This window comes from Streptomyces sp. WAC 04229 (assembly GCF_003947455.1).
Lineage (GTDB): Bacteria > Actinomycetota > Actinomycetes > Streptomycetales > Streptomycetaceae > Streptomyces.
Genome location: NZ_QHJH01000150.1, coordinates 1 through 16,958 on the forward strand (window position 1 = coordinate 1; position 16,958 = coordinate 16,958).

9 protein-coding genes and 1 pseudogene are annotated in these 16,958 nt (G+C 74.2%); 7 read left to right on the forward strand and 3 right to left on the reverse strand.

Annotation, left to right across the window (positions count from 1 at the left end; translation table 11 throughout):
• Together DMH12_RS28795 and DMH12_RS28800 are read right to left on the reverse strand one after the other, a co-directional pair.
• Positions 1-198, reverse strand: a 198-nt coding sequence (locus DMH12_RS28795) for a helix-turn-helix domain-containing protein (RefSeq protein ID WP_148107555.1), incomplete at its 3' end; no start/stop codon positions are given.
• Between the two features lie 208 nt (positions 199-406).
• Positions 407-1,756 carry a DEAD/DEAH box helicase gene (locus DMH12_RS28800; protein ID WP_260474376.1) on the reverse strand — a complete coding sequence of 450 codons (1,350 nt, stop codon included), beginning with the start codon at positions 1,754-1,756 and terminating at the stop codon, positions 407-409.
• 578 nt (positions 1,757-2,334) lie between these two features.
• Here DMH12_RS28800 and DMH12_RS28805 point away from each other — a divergent pair.
• A complete protein-coding gene (locus tag DMH12_RS28805) occupies positions 2,335-3,555 on the forward strand; it encodes a metallophosphoesterase (RefSeq protein WP_125494370.1) in 1,221 nt (406 codons plus the stop codon).
• Positions 3,556-3,568: 13 nt separating this feature from the next.
• On the opposite strand, the gene DMH12_RS28810 is transcribed toward DMH12_RS28805, so the two are convergent.
• Positions 3,569-4,312: a YqjF family protein gene (locus DMH12_RS28810; protein ID WP_125494371.1), complete on the reverse strand. Its 744-nt coding sequence runs from the start codon at positions 4,310-4,312 to the stop codon at positions 3,569-3,571.
• 111 nt (positions 4,313-4,423) lie between these two features.
• Here DMH12_RS28810 and DMH12_RS28815 point away from each other — a divergent pair, with 111 nt between their 5' ends.
• The 6 genes and pseudogenes from DMH12_RS28815 to DMH12_RS28840 form a co-directional block, all read left to right on the forward strand.
• Positions 4,424-5,509, forward strand: coding sequence for a MerR family transcriptional regulator (locus DMH12_RS28815; RefSeq protein WP_125494372.1), 1,086 nt, complete (start codon positions 4,424-4,426; stop codon positions 5,507-5,509).
• Positions 5,510-5,618: 109 nt separating this feature from the next.
• Positions 5,619-6,473 (forward strand): DUF4132 domain-containing protein, encoded by an 855-nt coding sequence (locus tag DMH12_RS28820; RefSeq protein WP_125494373.1) that lies wholly within the window; start codon positions 5,619-5,621, stop codon positions 6,471-6,473.
• Positions 6,398-11,566: a hypothetical protein gene (locus DMH12_RS28825; RefSeq protein ID WP_399189145.1), complete on the forward strand. Its 5,169-nt coding sequence runs from the start codon at positions 6,398-6,400 to the stop codon at positions 11,564-11,566. The genes DMH12_RS28820 and DMH12_RS28825 overlap by 76 nt, the downstream gene beginning before the upstream one ends.
• 145 nt (positions 11,567-11,711) lie before the next feature.
• Entirely contained in the window at positions 11,712-12,881 is a 1,170-nt protein-coding gene (locus DMH12_RS28830; RefSeq protein ID WP_125494374.1) for an AAA family ATPase, read from the forward strand.
• A 5-nt stretch (positions 12,882-12,886) separates the two neighbouring features.
• Positions 12,887-16,594, forward strand: coding sequence for a DUF5682 family protein (locus DMH12_RS28835; RefSeq protein ID WP_185832603.1), 3,708 nt, complete (start codon positions 12,887-12,889; stop codon positions 16,592-16,594).
• Positions 16,591-16,958: pseudogene (locus tag DMH12_RS28840) on the forward strand (SWIM zinc finger family protein); the annotation flags it as partial. The gene DMH12_RS28835 and the pseudogene DMH12_RS28840, both read left to right, overlap by 4 nt.

The window sequence follows — 16,958 nt, forward strand, 5'->3', positions numbered from 1 at the left end:
CCGCCACCGGGCAACGGTCCCACGATCGGTGTCCAGCCGGGCGGCCACCGCGGTGTTGCTGAGTCCGTCCGCGCAGGCCAGCACGATCCGTGCCCGCTTGGCCAGACCCTGCGCGGTCGTCCGGCGTTTGGCCCACCCCTGCAACACCAGCCGCTCGTCCTCGGATAACACCAGCGGTTGCAGCCTGCTGTCCCCCATTCCTCCAGCAGACCGCAGCCTCCAGCCGCTGTCACCGCCCGAGCCGAAATCTGAAACGAACCACGACTCACGTGGCGAGACGTGAACTCAAGACCAGATCACTAGCACGGTCGGCGCACCCCGGCCGGTATCCCGTCCCGCAGGTCCGTCCCGCAGGTCCGTCCAGCAGCGAAGACGAACACACCTCTCGTCCTCCGGGAAGCCGGACTCAGCCGCCGCGCCGCACCCGGGCTGCCTTGCGGGCCTCCGCGAGCTTGCGGGCATCGCTGCTTTTCCGGGACGACCTGCCACCGGAGCCGCTCTTCGCGTCCTTGGCGCTCCCCAGGCCGCGGAACGGGGCGTTGTGGTTCTTGGGGCGCGATACAGCCGACCCGCCGTCGAGAGGCTCTCCGGAGGGAGCCCTTGCGCCGGTGATCCGGCTCAGTTCCGCCTCGCCTGACCGCACTTTGGTGACCTTGGGAGCGACGTCGGCGTACGCCATGACCTGGCTCGTCTCGCGGCGCTGCCCCGACAGTACGAGTGTCACGACGGTGCCGAAGCGACCGGCCCGAGCCGTGCGTCCGGCACGGTGCAGATAGTCCTTCGGGTCGGTGGCCGGGTCGACGTTGACCACGAGGTCGAGGTCGTCGACGTGCAGGCCGCGTGCGGCGACGTTCGTCGCCACCAGCGCGGTGATCTGCCCGATCTTGAACTGGGCCAGGGTCCGGGTGCGCTGCGGCTGGGACTTCCCGCTGTGCAGGGCGGCGGCGGCCACGCCGCTGGCGCGCAGATGCCGCGTGAGCTGGTCGACGCCGTGCTTGGTGTCCAGGAACATCAGGACGCGCCCGTCCCGGGCGGCGATCTCGGTGGCCACGGCGTACCGGTCCGGGCCGTGCACGACGAAGACGTGGTGCTCGATCGAGGAGACCGCGCTCGAGGAGGGGTCCACGGAGTGGACGGCGGGCTCGCGCAGATAGCGCTGCACCAGCTGATCGACGTCGCGGTCGAGGGTGGCTGAGAACAGCATGCGCTGCCCATCGGGACGCACCTGGTCCAGGATCTCTGTGACCTGCGGCAGGAACCCCATGTCACACATCTGGTCGGCCTCGTCCAGGACCGTGATGCCCACCCGTCCCAGGCGGCAGCCCTTGCGCTCGATGAGGTCGTGCAGCCGACCGGGCGTGGCGACGACGATCTCGGCGCCGTCCCTCAGCACAGCGGCCTGCCGTCCGATGGACACACCGCCCACCACGGTCGCGAGCCGCAGCCGCAGCGCCTCGGCGTACGGGGTGAGCGCCTCACCGACCTGCTGCGCCAGCTCCCTGGTGGGCACCAGAACGAGCGCCAGCGGCTCCTTGGGCTGCGCGCGCCGCCCGGCCGTCCGGGCGAGCATCCCCAGGCCGAAGGCGAGCGTCTTGCCGGATCCTGTGCGGCCCCGGCCCAGGACGTCCCGTCCCGCGAGCGCATTCGGCAGCGCCGCCGCCTGGACTGGGAAGGGCACGGTGACACCATGCTCGTCGAGCACCTGCAGAACCTCGGTCGGCAGTCCCAGCCGTGCGAAGGAGGCAACGGCGGGCATCGCCGCAGTTACGCCCGACGCCTCGGACACACAGTCCTGCTGCCGAGCACCGGCACGTACTGATTCGCTCACAGAGAGCCTTCCTCCGAAAGGACCGTACCGAGGAAGGCGCGGCAAGGAAGCGGCCGCCGATCAGAGATACCCAACGGAGCACCGAACAGCGACACAGCAAAAGCGCAACGTTAGCACGGGCACACCCTCCGCCGCCTCCCGCGCCGCACCGCTCAGCCGACGGACGACGGCCAGGACCTGCCGGTGCGGAACCATGTGGTGATCCAAGAAACACCCCCGGCATCGACGCCCAGCGCGGCCCCCGCCACCAAGATCCGGGCATGAGCGGACCAACTTGGCTTCTTCTTGGGCGACTCCACTCGTTTCCTCGATTCAGCGGCGGATCAGGCCGTGTACCACCAGCAGACGAAGAACCTCCTCTGTTCCTACAGCCCTCGGAAACCCGGCTTTCTCCAGAGCCGGGGGCGGGTTCCCGACGTGCGGTGCCCCCTCACTGCCGGTCCGGACTGCCCGAGGGCGACCGGATACAGTGCGCGAGACGGCCGCCTTGGTCAGAGAGGGGCAGCGTGACCGACACCAGCGACACCCGACCCGCCGACAGCGAGGCGCGAACTGCGCGGCAGAGCCGACTGCACCGTCTGATGCGCTACCTCCCCCTGGTCGCCCCCGTACTCCTGTGGGCCGTGCCCTGCTGGGTGCTCCTGTACGCCGGGCAGCACTGGCCGCTGTCCGTCACGTTGGTCGCCAGCGCGCTGTTCGTGCTCGGCCTCGTCGGGATGCCGCTCGCGATGGCGCGCGGCCACGGCCGACGTCAGCAGGACCGGGCGGCGATCGTCGGAGACACCCTGCTGGGCGCCGGCTGGGTTCTGTTCACGTGGTCCGTCCTGCTCGGCGTCCTCCTTCGGCTCGCCCTGACCGTGGCCGGCGTCGGCGACGGGCAGGACCGGGCCCGCATCGTCACATGGACCGTCCTCGGCGTGACAGCCGTCCTGCTCGCCTGGGGGTACGCCGAGGCACGCCGCGTGCCACGCGTGCGCCGGCTCGACGTGCAACTCCCCCGGCTGGGAGCCGGGTTGGACGGCACGCGCGTCGCCCTCATCACCGACACCCACTACGGTCCCCTCGATCGCGCCCGCTGGTCGGCACGGGTGTGCGAGACGGTGAACACCCTGGAGGCCGACCTGGTCTGCCACACCGGCGACATCGCGGACGGCACGGCCGAACGACGCCGCGCCCAGGCCGCCCCGCTCGGGACCGTCCGGGCCACCCGGGCCCGGGTCTACGTCACCGGCAACCACGAGTACTACAGCGAGGCCCAGGGCTGGGTCGACCTGATGGACGAGCTGGGCTGGGAGCCGCTGCGCAACCGCCATGTGCTGCTCGAACGCGGAGGCGACACCCTCGTGGTCGCGGGCGTGGACGACGTCACCGCCGAGTCCTCCGGCCTGGCGGGCCACCGCGCCCACCTCGCCGGGGCCCTGGACGGCGCCGACCCCGACCTGCCCGTCCTGCTCCTGGCACACCAGCCCAAGTTCGTCGACCGCGCGGCGGCCGCCGGCATCGACCTCCAGCTCTCCGGCCACACCCACGGCGGCCAGATCTGGCCCTTCCACCACCTCGTCCGCCTCGACCAGCCCGCCCTCGCCGGCCTCAGCGAGCACGGCTCCCGCACGCTCCTCTACACCAGCCGCGGCACCGGATTCTGGGGCCCGCCGTTCCGCGTCTTCGCCCCCAGCGAGATCACCCTGCTGGTGCTCCGCTCCCCGGGCCCGCCCGCGTCGACATAGGAATCGGTGGGAGTCAGGATTTCGCCGCGAGGGCGGGGCGGCCGAGGCGGGCGGGGACGCCGGGCGAGTAGAGGACGCTCACCGGGGCGCCGGTGGGGGCCTCGATGCCGGCGCCCGCGACCAGGTCCTCGTCACACGTGACGAGCCGGGCCCGGTGCAGAGGCCAGCGGGGGTGGTGGTTGGGCAGGTACGCCGCCCCGCCGAAGAACATGTTGTGCATGCCCCAGCGGGCGGTGAGGAAGTGCTCCAGGGCGGTCGGCTCGTGGATGCGTTCGCCGGGCCGTACGGTGATGCGGCTGTGGGCGCCGCGCGGGCCGGGCCAGCGGCGGGAGCTGGTGTAGGTCACGGTCTCGCCGGCGGTGCGGACGCTCATGCGGGACCACAGGTAGGGCAGCCGGAAACCGACGCGCCCCATCACCACCGGGATCAGCCGCGAGGCGTCCATCGACCGGAAGACCACGCCACGGCGGCCATGCGCGTCCACGCTGTACAGGCGGACGTTGGTCTCCGGGAACGAACCGAGGTACGGAATGCCGGGCAGCCGGAACCAGCCGACCCTGTGCATCCGGAAGGCGACCAGCCCGACGTACGTGAGCCCGTCGTGCGTGTCGGGGACGGTGCCGCGCGGCATGAGTCCCGCCACGTCGGCGGGATCCACGGCCCAGTGGACGAAGGCGAGGTCGAGCCACTCCTGGGTGAGGAGCGGGGTGCGTATCGGCGCGGGGGCGTCGGGCGTGACGGCGCTGGGCTTCTGCACGGCGCAAGAATGGCAGACGCGAGGGCGCGTCCTGCGGGGGCTCCGGTGCATCCGGGTCGGATTGACCCTCGACCTGGTCAAGGGCCCAGGGTTCCGGACGTGGAGAGCGAGATGCGCAGCATTGGGGAGATGGCCCGCGACAGCGGACTGGGCGTGAGCGCCCTGCGGTTCTACGACCGTGCCGGTGTACTGGTGCCCGCCTGGGTGGATCCGGTGAGCGGCTACCGCTGGTACGCGCCCGGGCAGCTGGACGAGGCCCGGCTGCTGGCACGGCTGCGGCGGGCCGGGATGCCGTTGGCGGACATCCGGCTGGTGCTGGCCGGCTGGTCCGGCTCGGACACGGACCTCGTGCGCGGTCTCCTCCAGGCGCACCTGCGCCGGCTCGAACAGGGGCTGGCCGATGCCCGCAGCGAGTTCTCCGCACTCCGAGTCCTGCTCGACCAGAGGGAGAGTCCCATGACCGCTTCGCCCCGTACCGACGCCGTCCGGCTGTCCGTGCCCGCCGACGGGCTGGCCGCCGCGCTCGACGCGGTCCGTTTCGCCGTCGGCGCCGACCCCGAGCTGCCGATGCTCGGCGGGGTCCTGTTCGACGTGGAGGGCGACACGCTGCACGTCGTGGCCACCGACCGGTACCGGATGGCCGTCGCGCGTACGACCGCCGCCGGCCACGGCGGGCCACGTGACCAGGTCATCGTGCCCGCCCCGCTCGCGGACGCCATGCGCGCCCTGCTGGGCGGCGACGGGCCCGTCCACCTACGGGTGGAGGGCGACCGTGTGACGCTGGAGGCCGGTGACCGGCAGGCGGCCGGGCCGCGCCTCGCGTACGACTTCCCCGACTACCGGCGCCTGGTGCGACTGCCGGCCGGACTGCGGGCAGTCGTCGACGTGGCCGCCTTCCGGACGGCTCTGACGGACGGGCCCGTCCGCGCCGGCGAGGTGCGCGAAGAGGGCGGGACCGCGCAGGAGACGAGTGTGCTCGACGTGACGGACGACGGCACCGTGGCCGTGTGCGGGGAGGGGGACGAGAGCCGGGACGTCGTCGCCGTCGACCGCGGGTTCCTGCTGGACGCGCTCGCCGCCGCGGGGCGGGACCGGCTGGTCCTGGAGTTCGGCGCACCGACGGCGCCGCTCGCGATCCGGCGGACCGACGACGAGGACACGTTCTCGCTGCTGATGCCGGTCCGTCTGGACGACTGAGGGCGACTCAGGGGTCTCTCCGCTTTGGCCGTCCCTTGCGCCGAGGGCGCTGTCAGTGGTCTCGCCTACAGTTTTCAGCAGTTGATCACTGCGGTGCGGGGAGGCACTCATGGGGTGGGTGACGGCCGGGGACTACGAGGTCGCCCTGGACGACGGGAAGGTGGTCTGCCGCAACGCGGCGGGGCGACGGCTGAAGTCGGTCCCGGCGAAGCTCGCGGACGATCCGGCCGTGGTCGGGCTGCGGCAGCTCGTCGAGTGGCTGGAGCGGCACGAACGCCAGTGCCTCACCGACGTCGAGCGGTGGATGGTGCGGTCACTGCCCGTCCCCCTCGACGTTCTCACCCGGGTGTGGGCCGACCCCGCCTGGCGGTCCGCGCTGCGCGATCTCGTCGTCACCGGCGCCGACGGCGAGGTCGCGGGCTTCCTGCGGGACGCCGACCCCGAGCGCGGTCTCGGCCTCGTCGACCTCGACGGGGACACGGTGCGCATCTCTCCCTCCCTCGTCCACCTGCCGCACCCCGTGCTCCTCGAAGATCTGGAGGATCTGCGGGAGTTCGCCGTCGAACTCGGCGTCGAGCAGCGGGCCCAGCAGCTCTTCCGCGAGGTGTGGCACCGCCCCGCGGCGCTGGACGCCGAAGCCACGTCCGTCGAGGAGTACGCGGGCGGCACGTTCAAGGAACTGCGCTTCCTGCACGGGCGGGTCACCCAGCTCGGCCACCGCGTGCGCGGCGGGTACGCCGTCTGCTCCGCCTGGGAGGACGGCCGGAGCGTGGAGGCCCGGGTGTGGGTCGGCGACTACGACAGTTACGAGGAGACCGAGACGGGTCCGCTGACCTGGGCCGACGCCGCGGGACGGGAGCTGAGGCTGGGCCGGATCGGGCCGGTGGCATGGTCGGAGGGCATGCGCATGGCCGCCGCGCTGTACGCGGGCCGCGACATCGAGGACGAGGAGCGCGCCGCGTGAGCACCGTGAACGCCACCGGGGCGGCCGACGCCCGCACCACCGCACGCGGGGGCACCGCCGCAGGTGGGAGCACCGCCCACGACGACGCCACCGTCGCCGCCCTGCTCGACGCCGGGGCCCTCCTGCCGCCGGGCAGTACGGCACGGGAGGACGCCGACACCCTCACCGTGCGCACCTACAGCCATGCCGCGCTCGGCGACCGCAGTGTCGTCCGGCTCGTGCCCGGCACCCTCGGTGAGGCGGAGGACCTCGCCCTGGACTTCCTCGGACTCGTGCGGGATGCGGAGACCGAGGAGGTCGGGCAGATCAGGCGGCAGACCCTGGGCTTCCCCGCCTGGGCGCTGGTGAACGACCCGGCCAACGGCCACCACGCGCTCGCCCTGGTCAAGGACGTCGAGCGGCTCGCGCGCCAGGCCAAGTCCCGCCCCGGCACCGCCAAGGAGGGCTTCGAGCAGCTCGGCGAACGGCTCGGCCGTGCCGTGCCGCACTTCCTGCCCACCTTCTACGAGCAGGCAGCGCGGATCTTCCTCCAGTACGACAACACCACCTACGCCGCGGCTTTCTTCGGCAAGGCCCGTGACGCCGAGCGGGTGCACGCGCTCACCGTCGACGAGGACCGGCAGCGGGCGGTCTTCCTGGAGTTCGCCTTCGCCGGGGCACTGACGGTCAAGGCGCTGAAGCAGCATGTGAAGGATCTCGCCGACCGGCTGGACGCCGGCGAGGCGTGGGCCCAGTTCCGGCAGTTGGCGGTGGAGCGCTGTGCGGCCGGCATGCCGCCGTACGCGTCCCTCCCGCAGGACGCGCGTGTGCTGATCAAGGCGGCCGGACTGCCCCGGGTGGAGACGGAGGGCGATCTCGTCGCCGACCTGGTCGCCTCCCCCGCCGCAGTCCGGGCGCCCGCCTCCTTCTGGACCGCCTACCGGGCGACCCTGACCGTCCTGGCCGAGCGGCGGCCGGCCGTCCGTGAGCGGCTGCTGGAGATCATGCCGGCCGGGCTCGATCGCAGTGCCAAGAGCGACGAGTTCTGGCTGGCGCTGCTGACCGAGTGCGGCGCCGACCGGCTGCTCACCGGAGAAGACACGACGGTCGCCGTCGACGCCGCGGACTGGCTCGGCCGTTGGGCCGCCCACCGCAAGCACGGTGCCACGACGTGCGGCAGCTCCCCCGCCACGCTCGCTCTCGTCTCCCGGATGGCGGCCCGGCTAAGGGCCGACGGGCGGGCCGTCGACCTCTTCACCGGCCGTCGGCAGGTGGGTGCCGACATCGGCCTGCTGGACCTGTGCGTGGCGTTGGACATCCCCCTCGCGCTGCCGGATCCCGGCACCGAGGTCCACCTCGGGCTGGACCGCTGGGTGCGCGACACCGATCCCGAACGACGCGATCTGGCGGCCCTCGCGGCGGACCCCCGGCTGCGGCCCCTCCTGCTGAGGGCCGTCGGTGCCACGAGCCACAGCCGGCAGTCGGGCTCGGTACTGGAGCACCTCGCCGGCCACCCCGTACTCCGCGACGTACTGCGGGAGTGGCTGGACGGCGCGGTCGGCCAACTGGCCGACGCGAGGGGACTGCCCGGCGCCCGCGAGGCACTGCACCGGCTGAGCCCCTTCCGGCCGGTCGCGCCCCGGGTCAACCCGGCAGCCGTCGCCCGAGCCGCCGCCTTCGAGGCGGCCCCGCTGCTCGCCCGCACCCTGCGGGCCGGCATCCTCGACGAACTCGGCTGGCCCGCCCTCGAAGAAGCCCTGCGGATCCTCGACACCGAGACCCGCCAGAGCAAGGGCCGCGACAATACGCTCATCGTCAACGAGGCGTGGCCCTGCCTGATTCTCAGCCGCGGACACAAGGCGGTCGTCGTGGGCCCGGACGCCGTTCTCCTGGAACACGACTTGCGCCTCCCGGCCGACCTGGACCGCTGGCAGCGACCGCAGTTCCGCTACAGCGACGGCGAGCTGCTGGTGGTGTGGTGGCACGACGGCAAACAGCGCGGCTACTGGTCCAACCGGCCGTCCGAGGTGGTCACACTCACCGGTGAGCGGATCTCGCAGTGGTGGCGCAACGACGACGCGGTCGCCCCGTCCGTCCCGCTGCCCGACGGGGGCCGCGCCACCGGCGGTCGCACCCTGCACGCCGGCGACACCGTCCTGCCCACCACCCGTCCGGTGATCGGGGACGGCACCTTGTACTGGCGCCAGGGCCGCCACGGGCGGCAGCACGTGTGGCTGGAGTACGACCCGGCGACCGGCTCGCACGGGCGCGCGTCCCTGCCCGTCTTCCTGCGCTCCGGCATCCGGGACGGCGCGACGCTGTTGCAGGACTGGTGCGAGGTGCTGCCCCTGCAACCCGGTTTGGAGCAGAGTCCGTTCGGCACCGACGGCGCCGTGCTGGGCCGTTGGGTGCGTACCGAGGACGAGGCCGACGAGGCGCGTACGACCACGGGGACGCCCGACGGCCGCACCGTCACGCTCACCGCCGCCCGGCACGGCGAACGTCTCGTCCCGCTCGGTGCGCTGCGGCTGCCCGGCGGCGCCGCCCCCGTCGTCGCCCGGACGCGACGCCAGATCACGCTGTTCGCGCAGGACGACGGTACGCGGGCAGGTGAACTCGGCCGGGTGACACCGCACGAGCGCGGCGGCGAGTTCGCCGCCGGTACCCCGCTGGTGCCGCCGGTCGCCTTCTGGCACGCGCTGCGCCCCCGGGACGAGAGCGCGTCGGCGATACTGCGCACCTGCACCGACGAACAGGCCGCCCAGGTACTGGGCGAGGCGGCGCGCGCACTCGCCGACCGGCAGGCGCTGGTGAAGGCCGCGGGCGAGGGCGACGGGTCGGACGGCGGCGCCACCGCGGTCAAGCCCACCGTGCCGTCCGCCGAGGAGGTCGTGCGGCAGGCCGTGTCCCGGTCTCTGCCCGGCCTCACGGACCAGCGGATCCTGGCCGGTGTGGCGGCCCTGGTCCGCACGACTCTGCAGATCGCCGACACGGTCGCCCGGTTCGTGGCACCGCCCGTCGAACAGCCGAAGCGGGAACGGAAGCGGACCGAGGGCATGTTCGCGGACTACCGCCCCGAGCACGGCGACGACCACACCCTGCGCACGGCCACCCGCGGTCTGGCCCACATGTGGGGGGTCTGGGGCGGCGACCACCAGTGGACGGCACTGCGCCAGATCCGCGCCGTGAACCACGTGCTCTCGGGACGCCCCGCCGACGGCAGGCGGTTGCCCGACCGCACCCGTCTGGACGCCCTCGGCGGCGGCTGGCGCAGCGACGAGCACACCATCCCGGGCATCGGCCTGGTGTGGCCGTCCCTGCTGACAGTGGCGCGACCGCTGGCCTACCGCGCGACGGCGCCCACCGTCCCCGCGGCTGAAAGGCAGGCACTGCTCCTGCTGTTCGAGGCCCTGGGCGAAGGGCCGCTCGCCGCACCCGGGCAGGGACTGCGGGAGATCGTCCTGAGCGAGCCGCAGGACAAGCGCAGCCAGCGGGAGCGGGCCGGGCAGGTGCTGCGCCGGGACGGCCGGACCGTGGTCGTCCTCGGCTGCCAGAACATCGACTACGGGCGTGAGCGGGTCAACTGGCTGGCTCTCGACCACGATCCGACGGGCGTGTTCGGGGCCGTCGCCCACTTCACGCTGGAGCGCGAGACGCGGCACACCCCGGGCCTTCCCGCCGACACCCTCGCCGCCGTCACCCGGTTGGTCCGGGACAAGGGGGCCGCGCCCTGGCAGCCGGAGGCGCCCACCGCACTCGCCACATCGACGCACGCCGGGGTGGGACCGCTCCAGGCCACGGTCCTCCTCGCCGGACAGCCGGAGCAGCTCGACGCCGAGTCCCTGGCCGCGGTGGGACTCAAGCCCCGTCAGCTGGACGCGGGCAATGCCATGCTGAACACGCTCCCCGCCACGGAGCGGGCCGCGCTCGTCGGCGCTCTGCTGCCCGACGACCCGGCCGAGCTGTGGACGACGGGGCCGGACACGGGTGCCGCGGGCCGGACGTGGGCCGCGCGCCTCGGTTCTCTCGTCCGTGTGCCCGAGGACCTGGCTCCCGCGCTCGACGGCCTGCCGACCGGGTCCGCGGAGGCGGTGCTCAACCCGGCACGCACCGCGTGGCTCAGCCGTACCACGGTCCAGCGTCCCGACAACGACGGCCGGCTCGTCGCGGAGGACCCCGCCGCGGTGCCCGGACGCCACGCTCTGACCGGCGCGGTCGCCACCCTCACCTCGCTCGCCTACGCCCTGCCCTACGGCCATCCCCTGCGCGCGGCTCTGCCGGAGGGCCTGGCCGCGCTGCGCCGCCGCCTCGCCGACCCGGCACTGCTGCTCGACCTGGGCGTCGAGTGGACGGAGAAGGGCGGAACCACCGCCGCCGAGCTGCGGAAGGCCTACGGTCTGCCCACCTCCGGGGGCGCCGACGCGGACGGGGCGGTCCGGGTCGGTGAGGCTCTCGTCCTGCGCCCCTGGCACGGCGACAACGAGACCGTGCTGGTGCGTCCCGCGGGCCTCACCGGGCCGGACGACGCCGTGTTCGGGCTGCTGGAGGGGCTGGTGGGTGCCGCGCGCGGTTCCGGCATGCGGGCCCTGCGGTCCGTCCTGGACGAGGAACTGGCCCGGGCCCTGGCCGCCGGTCAGGACCCCGCGGGGCCCGTCGGACCCGCGCAGGACCCCACGGTCAGCGTTCCCGCACTCGTCGCGGAGGTCGCGTCGGAGCACGGCCTGAGCGAGGACGCGGCGGCGCTGTACCTGCAACTGCTCGCGCTGCCCGACCCGACGGACCGCAACTGCGCCCGGTGGACCGGGTGGCGGCCCGCCCGGTTGAAGAAGGCCCGGGCCGAACTCGCGGCCACAAAGCTGGTGGTCGAGGCCAAGCGTTCCCGGGCCGGCCGTTCCCTCTTCCTGCCGTGCGGCTGGCGCGACCTCAAGGCGCCCGCCCTGCCGGTGGAGACGTGGAAGGAGAGTCTCTACCCGGTCCGCGAAGGGCTGCGCGCCGTTCCGCCGTTCCCGGTGCCCGAGTTGTTCGCCCGTGCCTGGGACCGGGTGCGGGCCCAGGACGCCCCCGCCTACGAGGAACTCACCACCCGCGCCACGCGGAAGGGCCGCCGCCGATGACGACCGTGCACCCGCCCAGCCAGGCACCCGCACTCGCCTCCACGTCCGCACCCGCACCCGCACCCGCACCCGCAGAGGCGGCGTGCCCTCGCCCGCCACGCGACCGCTCCACGCCCTCTGTCCGAGCCCACCGGAAGATCCCTCGATGACCGCCACCCTCACCCCCGACACCACCCGCCAGATCGTCCCGCCCGAGGACCGGTACGCCACCGAGCTGGCCTTCCTCGCCGCCTACGACGACGGCCCGCGCCCTCCCGCCTGGCGGCTCACGCCCCAGGCCGTGGTCACCTTCGTCATGGGCAGCGACGGCCGTGCCCTGCGGCTGCCCGACGACGCCCGGGCACCCGTGGGCGTACCCCGCCGGATGGTGGTGGAGGGCAAGTTCGTCGGCGACCGGGCGCTGGTGGAGCGGTGCGTCGTCACGCTCGCCGGGGAGCGCGGACTGCTGCTGGTGGGCGAGCCCGGTACCGCCAAGTCCATGCTGTCCGAGTTGCTGTCGGCGGCCGTCTGCGGCACGAGCGGGCTGGTCGTGCAGGGCACGGCGGGTACGACCGAGGACCAGCTCAAGTACGGCTGGAACTACGCCTTGCTGCTGGCCCAGGGCCCCAGCCGCACGGCCCTCGTCCCCTCCCCCGTCCTGACCGCCATGGCCCGGGGCGGCATCGCCCGCGTCGAGGAGGTGACCCGCTGCCTGCCGGAGGTGCAGGACGCCCTGGTCTCCCTGCTCTCCGAACGGCGCATCGCCGTCCCCGAGCTCTCCGGCACGGACGACGCCCTGGCGCACGCCGCGCCCGGTTTCAACCTGATCGCCACCGCCAACCTGCGCGACAAGGGAGTCTCCGAGATGTCGGCGGCCCTCAAACGCCGGTTCAACTTCGAGACGGTCGGCCCCATTCCGGACCTCGACGCCGAGACGGCACTGGTCCGCAGTCAGGCGCGGGCATCGGTCGAGCGTGCCGGGGCGCCGTTCCAGGTGGACGAGGCCGTCCTGGAGGCGCTCGTCGTCGCCTTCCGTGACCTGCGTGAGGGCCGTTCGGCGGAGGGCTGGGAGGTCGAGCGGCCGTCCACCGTGATGAGCACCGCCGAGGCCGTGTCCGTCGCGGGCGCCCTCGGGCTGGCGGCGGCCTACTTCCCCGGGGACCGGGACGTACTCGGGTTGCTCCCGGGGCACCTCCTCGGCGTGGTCCGCAAGGACGACCCGGCCGACGCGGCCCGGCTGCGCGGCTACTGGGACGGTCCGGTCCGGCGCCGCGCGGAGCAGGGTTCGGCCACCTGGCGCACCCTGTGGGACCTGCGCACGGTTCTGGAGGGCTGACAGCCGTGTCCGTCTCCCCGCCCACCCCGCTCTCTGCTCCGCCCTCTCCGCTCTCTCCCTCGCCGCCCCCGGACGAAGCGGTGGCCGCGCTCACCGACCCGGCCGCGCCCTACCTCATCGGCGTACGGCACCACGCGCCGTCGCTGGCCGCGGTCATGCCCGCGCTGCTGGACGCGGCCGCGCCGGACGTGCTCCTGGTCGAGCTGCCCGCCGAGATGCAGGAGTGGCTGCCGTGGCTGGGACACGAGGACACACGGGCGCCGGTGGCCCTCGCCGCCGCCGGTCCGCGGGAGGGCGGGGGGCCGGCCTTCTATCCGTTCGCCGACTTCTCCCCCGAACTGGCCGCCGTGCGCTGGGCCACCCGCCGCGGTGTCCCGGTCGTCGCGTGCGACCTGCCGTTGGCCGACCGCGCGTGGCGTGCGGGGAGGCGGCCGGGTGCGCCTGCCTCGCCCACGGCACCGGAGGCCGCCTGCTCCGGGCTCACCACTGCCCTCCGGGCCCGGCTCACCGGCCGCCCCGGTGAGGACCTGTGGGACCGTCTCGTCGAGGCCACCGCTCCGGGATCCCAGCCGGAGGCGCTGCGCCGCGCCGCGCTCCTCACGGGATGGGCACTGCGCGAGGAGGCCGTGTCCTCGGGAGGGGTGCCCGAACTGGATCTGCGGCGGGAGGGCTGGATGCGGTCCCGTCTGGCCGCCGCCACCGTCGACGGCGCGCGGGCCGCCGTGGTTGTCGGCGCCTTCCACGCCCCGGCGCTGCTGTCCCCGGACCATACGGCCGAGGCGGCCAGTGCAGCCGCGGCGGCCGGTGCGGCCGGTGCCGTGCCGGGTGCTCCCGGCGAGGCCGAGCCGTCCGAGTGGACCACCTCCCTGATCCCGTACACCTACGCCCTCCTGGACGAACGGTCCGGGTACCCGGCAGGCATCCGGGACCCCGAGTGGCAGCATCTGGTGGTGCGGGCGGCGGGCGACCCGGACGCGCTGGAGCGGGCGCTGACGCGCACGGCGGTACGGGTGTGTGCGGAGCTGCGCGGCCTCGGGCATCCGTCGGGACCCGCGGACGCGCGCGAGATCACGAGGTTGGCCTCGGACCTGGCCCGGTTGCGGGGGCTGCCCGCGGCAGGCCGGGGCGAACTGGTCGAGGCGATCCAGACGGTGCTCGCGCAGGGCGAGCCGTACGGCAGGGGGCGGTCCGTCGCCCGGGCCATGGAGCGCGTCCTCGTCGGCGACCGCGGCGGTCGTCCCGCGCCGGGCGCGCCGCGTAGCGGACTCGCTCCGGCGGTCGAGACCGAGCTGTCGAGACTGGGACTGCCCGGCCCGAGGCCCAGTGGGACGGTTCCTGGGGGGACCGGTGGGACGAGTGGACCGAATGCGACAGCCAAGGAGCTGCGACTGGATCCCCTGCGCTCCGACCTCGACCGTGACCGCGACCTGCTGCTGCGGCGCCTGACGGTCTGCGGGGTGCCGTACGGCGACCTGAGGGGCGTCGTCGGTGCGGGCGGCGCCGAGGCGTTGACGACGCGGTGGGAGGTGCGCTGGACCCCGGCGACCGAGGCCGTGCTGTCCGCGGTCGGTGTGCACGGTGTCACGCCCGCCCAGGCCGCCGAAGGTGTCCTGCGCGAGCGCCGGCGGACGGAGCGCGACGAGGGCGGTCCCATGGCGGCGCAGACGCTGGACGGACTTCGGCAGGCGGCGGAGTGCGGTCTGCCCGAGCTGACGGACGCCCGTCTTGCGGAGGCCGCCGACGTGCTGCCCGCCTCGGCCACGCTGCCCGAACTCCTCACCGGGCTGGGCCTGCTGGACCGTTTGCGCGCGGGGCACGTCGCGGGGCTCGGCCTCGACGAGGACCGTGCGGTCCGGGCCGATGCCGTGGCCGACGTTCTCACCGCGGCCGCGGTGCGCCAGGTGGACGGTCTCGCCGGTGCCGAGGACCCGGCGGACGCGCACGCGCTGCTGGAACTCGCGCACCGGGCCGACGTCCTCGGCGGTGTACGCCTGACCGACGCCCTGGCCCGGCTCGCGCGGGAGGGATCGCCCCTGATGCGTGGCGCCGCCGGGGCGGTCCGGGTCCTCCTGGGGCACGAGGACCCGGACGTCCTCGGCCGCCGCGTCGCCGCCTGGGTCGACACGGCGACCGACCGCGAGTCCCGTTCCGCGCTCACCGCGCGGCTCACGGGACTGCTCACGGCCGCGGGCCCACTGCTGGAGTCTGCGGCGCCGGCACTGGAGCCGCTGCTCGACCGGGTGTCCGGGCTGTCCGACCGGGACTTCCTGCACCGGCTGCCGGCCTTGCGCGGCGGCTTCGACACGCTGAGCCCTGCCGCCCGCGACCGGCTTCTCTCGGCCGTCGAGGAGCGCCTGGAAATCGGCGGTCCGGCCGATCGGGCACAGCGGGGCCACTTGGCCGACCTGGGTCGCATGGACCGCGCCTCCCTTGCCGTGTGGACCCGCGCGGACCTCACGGCGCGGGCCACGCTGGACGGCCTCGGCCTACTGCCCTCGCCCACCCGGCCCGCGGACCCGGCACCGCCCTCTCCCTCAACAGATCTCTCAACGGATCTCTCAACGGACGAGACCTACGCCCCCGCGCTTCACCACCTCCTCCCCGTCGACCGCTGGCGGCTCGTACTCGGCCGCCGCACCGATCAGTTGCCCCCGTCGGCCGCCGCACCGGCCACCGCGCTCGACGAGCTGTACGGCAGCGGCCGGGGCGAGGGCAGCCGGGGCGAGCTGAACGGCCCCGGGCGCCACGGCGGAGGTGGCGGTGGCGGCCGGGAAGCCTCCTACCCGAGCGTGCGGGAATGGTCGGAGGAGCTGACGGCGCTGTTCGGCCCGGGTGTCCGCGAGGAGGTGCTGGCGGCGGCGGCCGCGGCGGGCCGACCGGACGTCCTGGCAGAACTCGACCCGGACAGTGTGCGACCGTCCGTCGACCTGCTGCGCACGGTCCTGCGGCACGCGGGTGGTCTGCCCGAGGCACGGCTGGCCGCGCTGCGCCCCCTCGTCCGGCGTCTGGTGGAAGCGTTGACCAAACAGTTGGCCACGCGGCTGCGCCCCGCACTGCACGGCGCCGTCCTGCCGCGGCCCAGCCGCCGTCCCGGAGGCGGCCTCGACCTGCCCCGCACCCTGCGGGCCAACCTGGCCTCCGCACGCCGTGGACCGGACGGCAAGGTGCTGGTCGTTCCGGAACACCCCGTCTTCCGTAGCCGGGCCAGAAGGGCAGCCGACTGGCGGCTGATCCTCGTGACGGACGTGTCGGGGTCGATGGAGGCGTCCACGGTATGGGCCGCCCTCACCGCGTCGGTACTGGCCGGAGTGCCCACACTGTCCACGCATTTCCTGGCCTTCGCCACGGAGGTCATGGACCTCACGGACCACGTCCACGACCCGCTGTCCCTGCTGCTCGAGGTGCACGTGGGCGGCGGCACCCACATCGCCGCGGGGCTGCGGCACGCCCGCGAACTCGTCACGGTGCCGTCCCGCACACTCGTGGTGGTCATCAGCGACTTCGAGGAGGGCTGTCCCGTGGGGGGCCTGCTCGCCGAGGTCCGCGCCCTGGCCGGGAGCGGATGCCATGTCCTGGGCTGCGCGAGCCTCGACGACACCGGCCGCCCCCGGTACTCCACCGCGGTCGCCGGGCAGCTCGTCGCGGCGGGCATGCCGGTGGCGGCCCTCAGCCCTCTCGAACTCGCCGGCTGGGTAGGGGAGAAGATCGGATGAACGCCCACCTTCCGAGGGTCGCCCCCTCGGTGACGGCCCAGCTCGTCGCGGCACTGACGCCCAGGCTGCGCAAGCGGCTGGACGCGGGGGTCGCGAAGGTGACGGCACGGCCTGTGGTCCGGGAGGGCGACATGCTGCGGATCGCCCTGGACGACGACACCGACCTCGAACTGCACGCCCCCGACGGGGTCGTGACCGGTGCCGAGGGGATCCGCTGCGGGTGCCTGCTCGCGCCCGACTGCCTGCACCGGGCCGCCGTTGCCTCCGCGGCCCCGGTCGCCGACCCCGCGGCCGCGCCCACCACGGCACCCGCGGCGACGGACCTCCCGGAACCCGCACCCCCCACTCAGCCCGCCGCCTCTCC

Excerpts from the sequence above, each read along its gene's own strand:
- DMH12_RS28800 (WP_260474376.1), bottom strand. The coding sequence starts at position 1,756 with ATGCCCGCCGTTGCCTCCTTCGCACGGCTGGGACTGCCGACCGAGGTT.
- DMH12_RS28815 (WP_125494372.1), top strand. The coding sequence starts at position 4,424 with ATGCGCAGCATTGGGGAGATGGCCCGCGACAGCGGACTGGGCGTGAGC.
- DMH12_RS28820 (WP_125494373.1), top strand. The coding sequence starts at position 5,619 with ATGGGGTGGGTGACGGCCGGGGACTACGAGGTCGCCCTGGACGACGGG.
- DMH12_RS28830 (WP_125494374.1), top strand. The coding sequence starts at position 11,712 with ATGACCGCCACCCTCACCCCCGACACCACCCGCCAGATCGTCCCGCCC.
- DMH12_RS28825 (WP_399189145.1), top strand. The coding sequence starts at position 6,398 with ATGGTCGGAGGGCATGCGCATGGCCGCCGCGCTGTACGCGGGCCGCGA.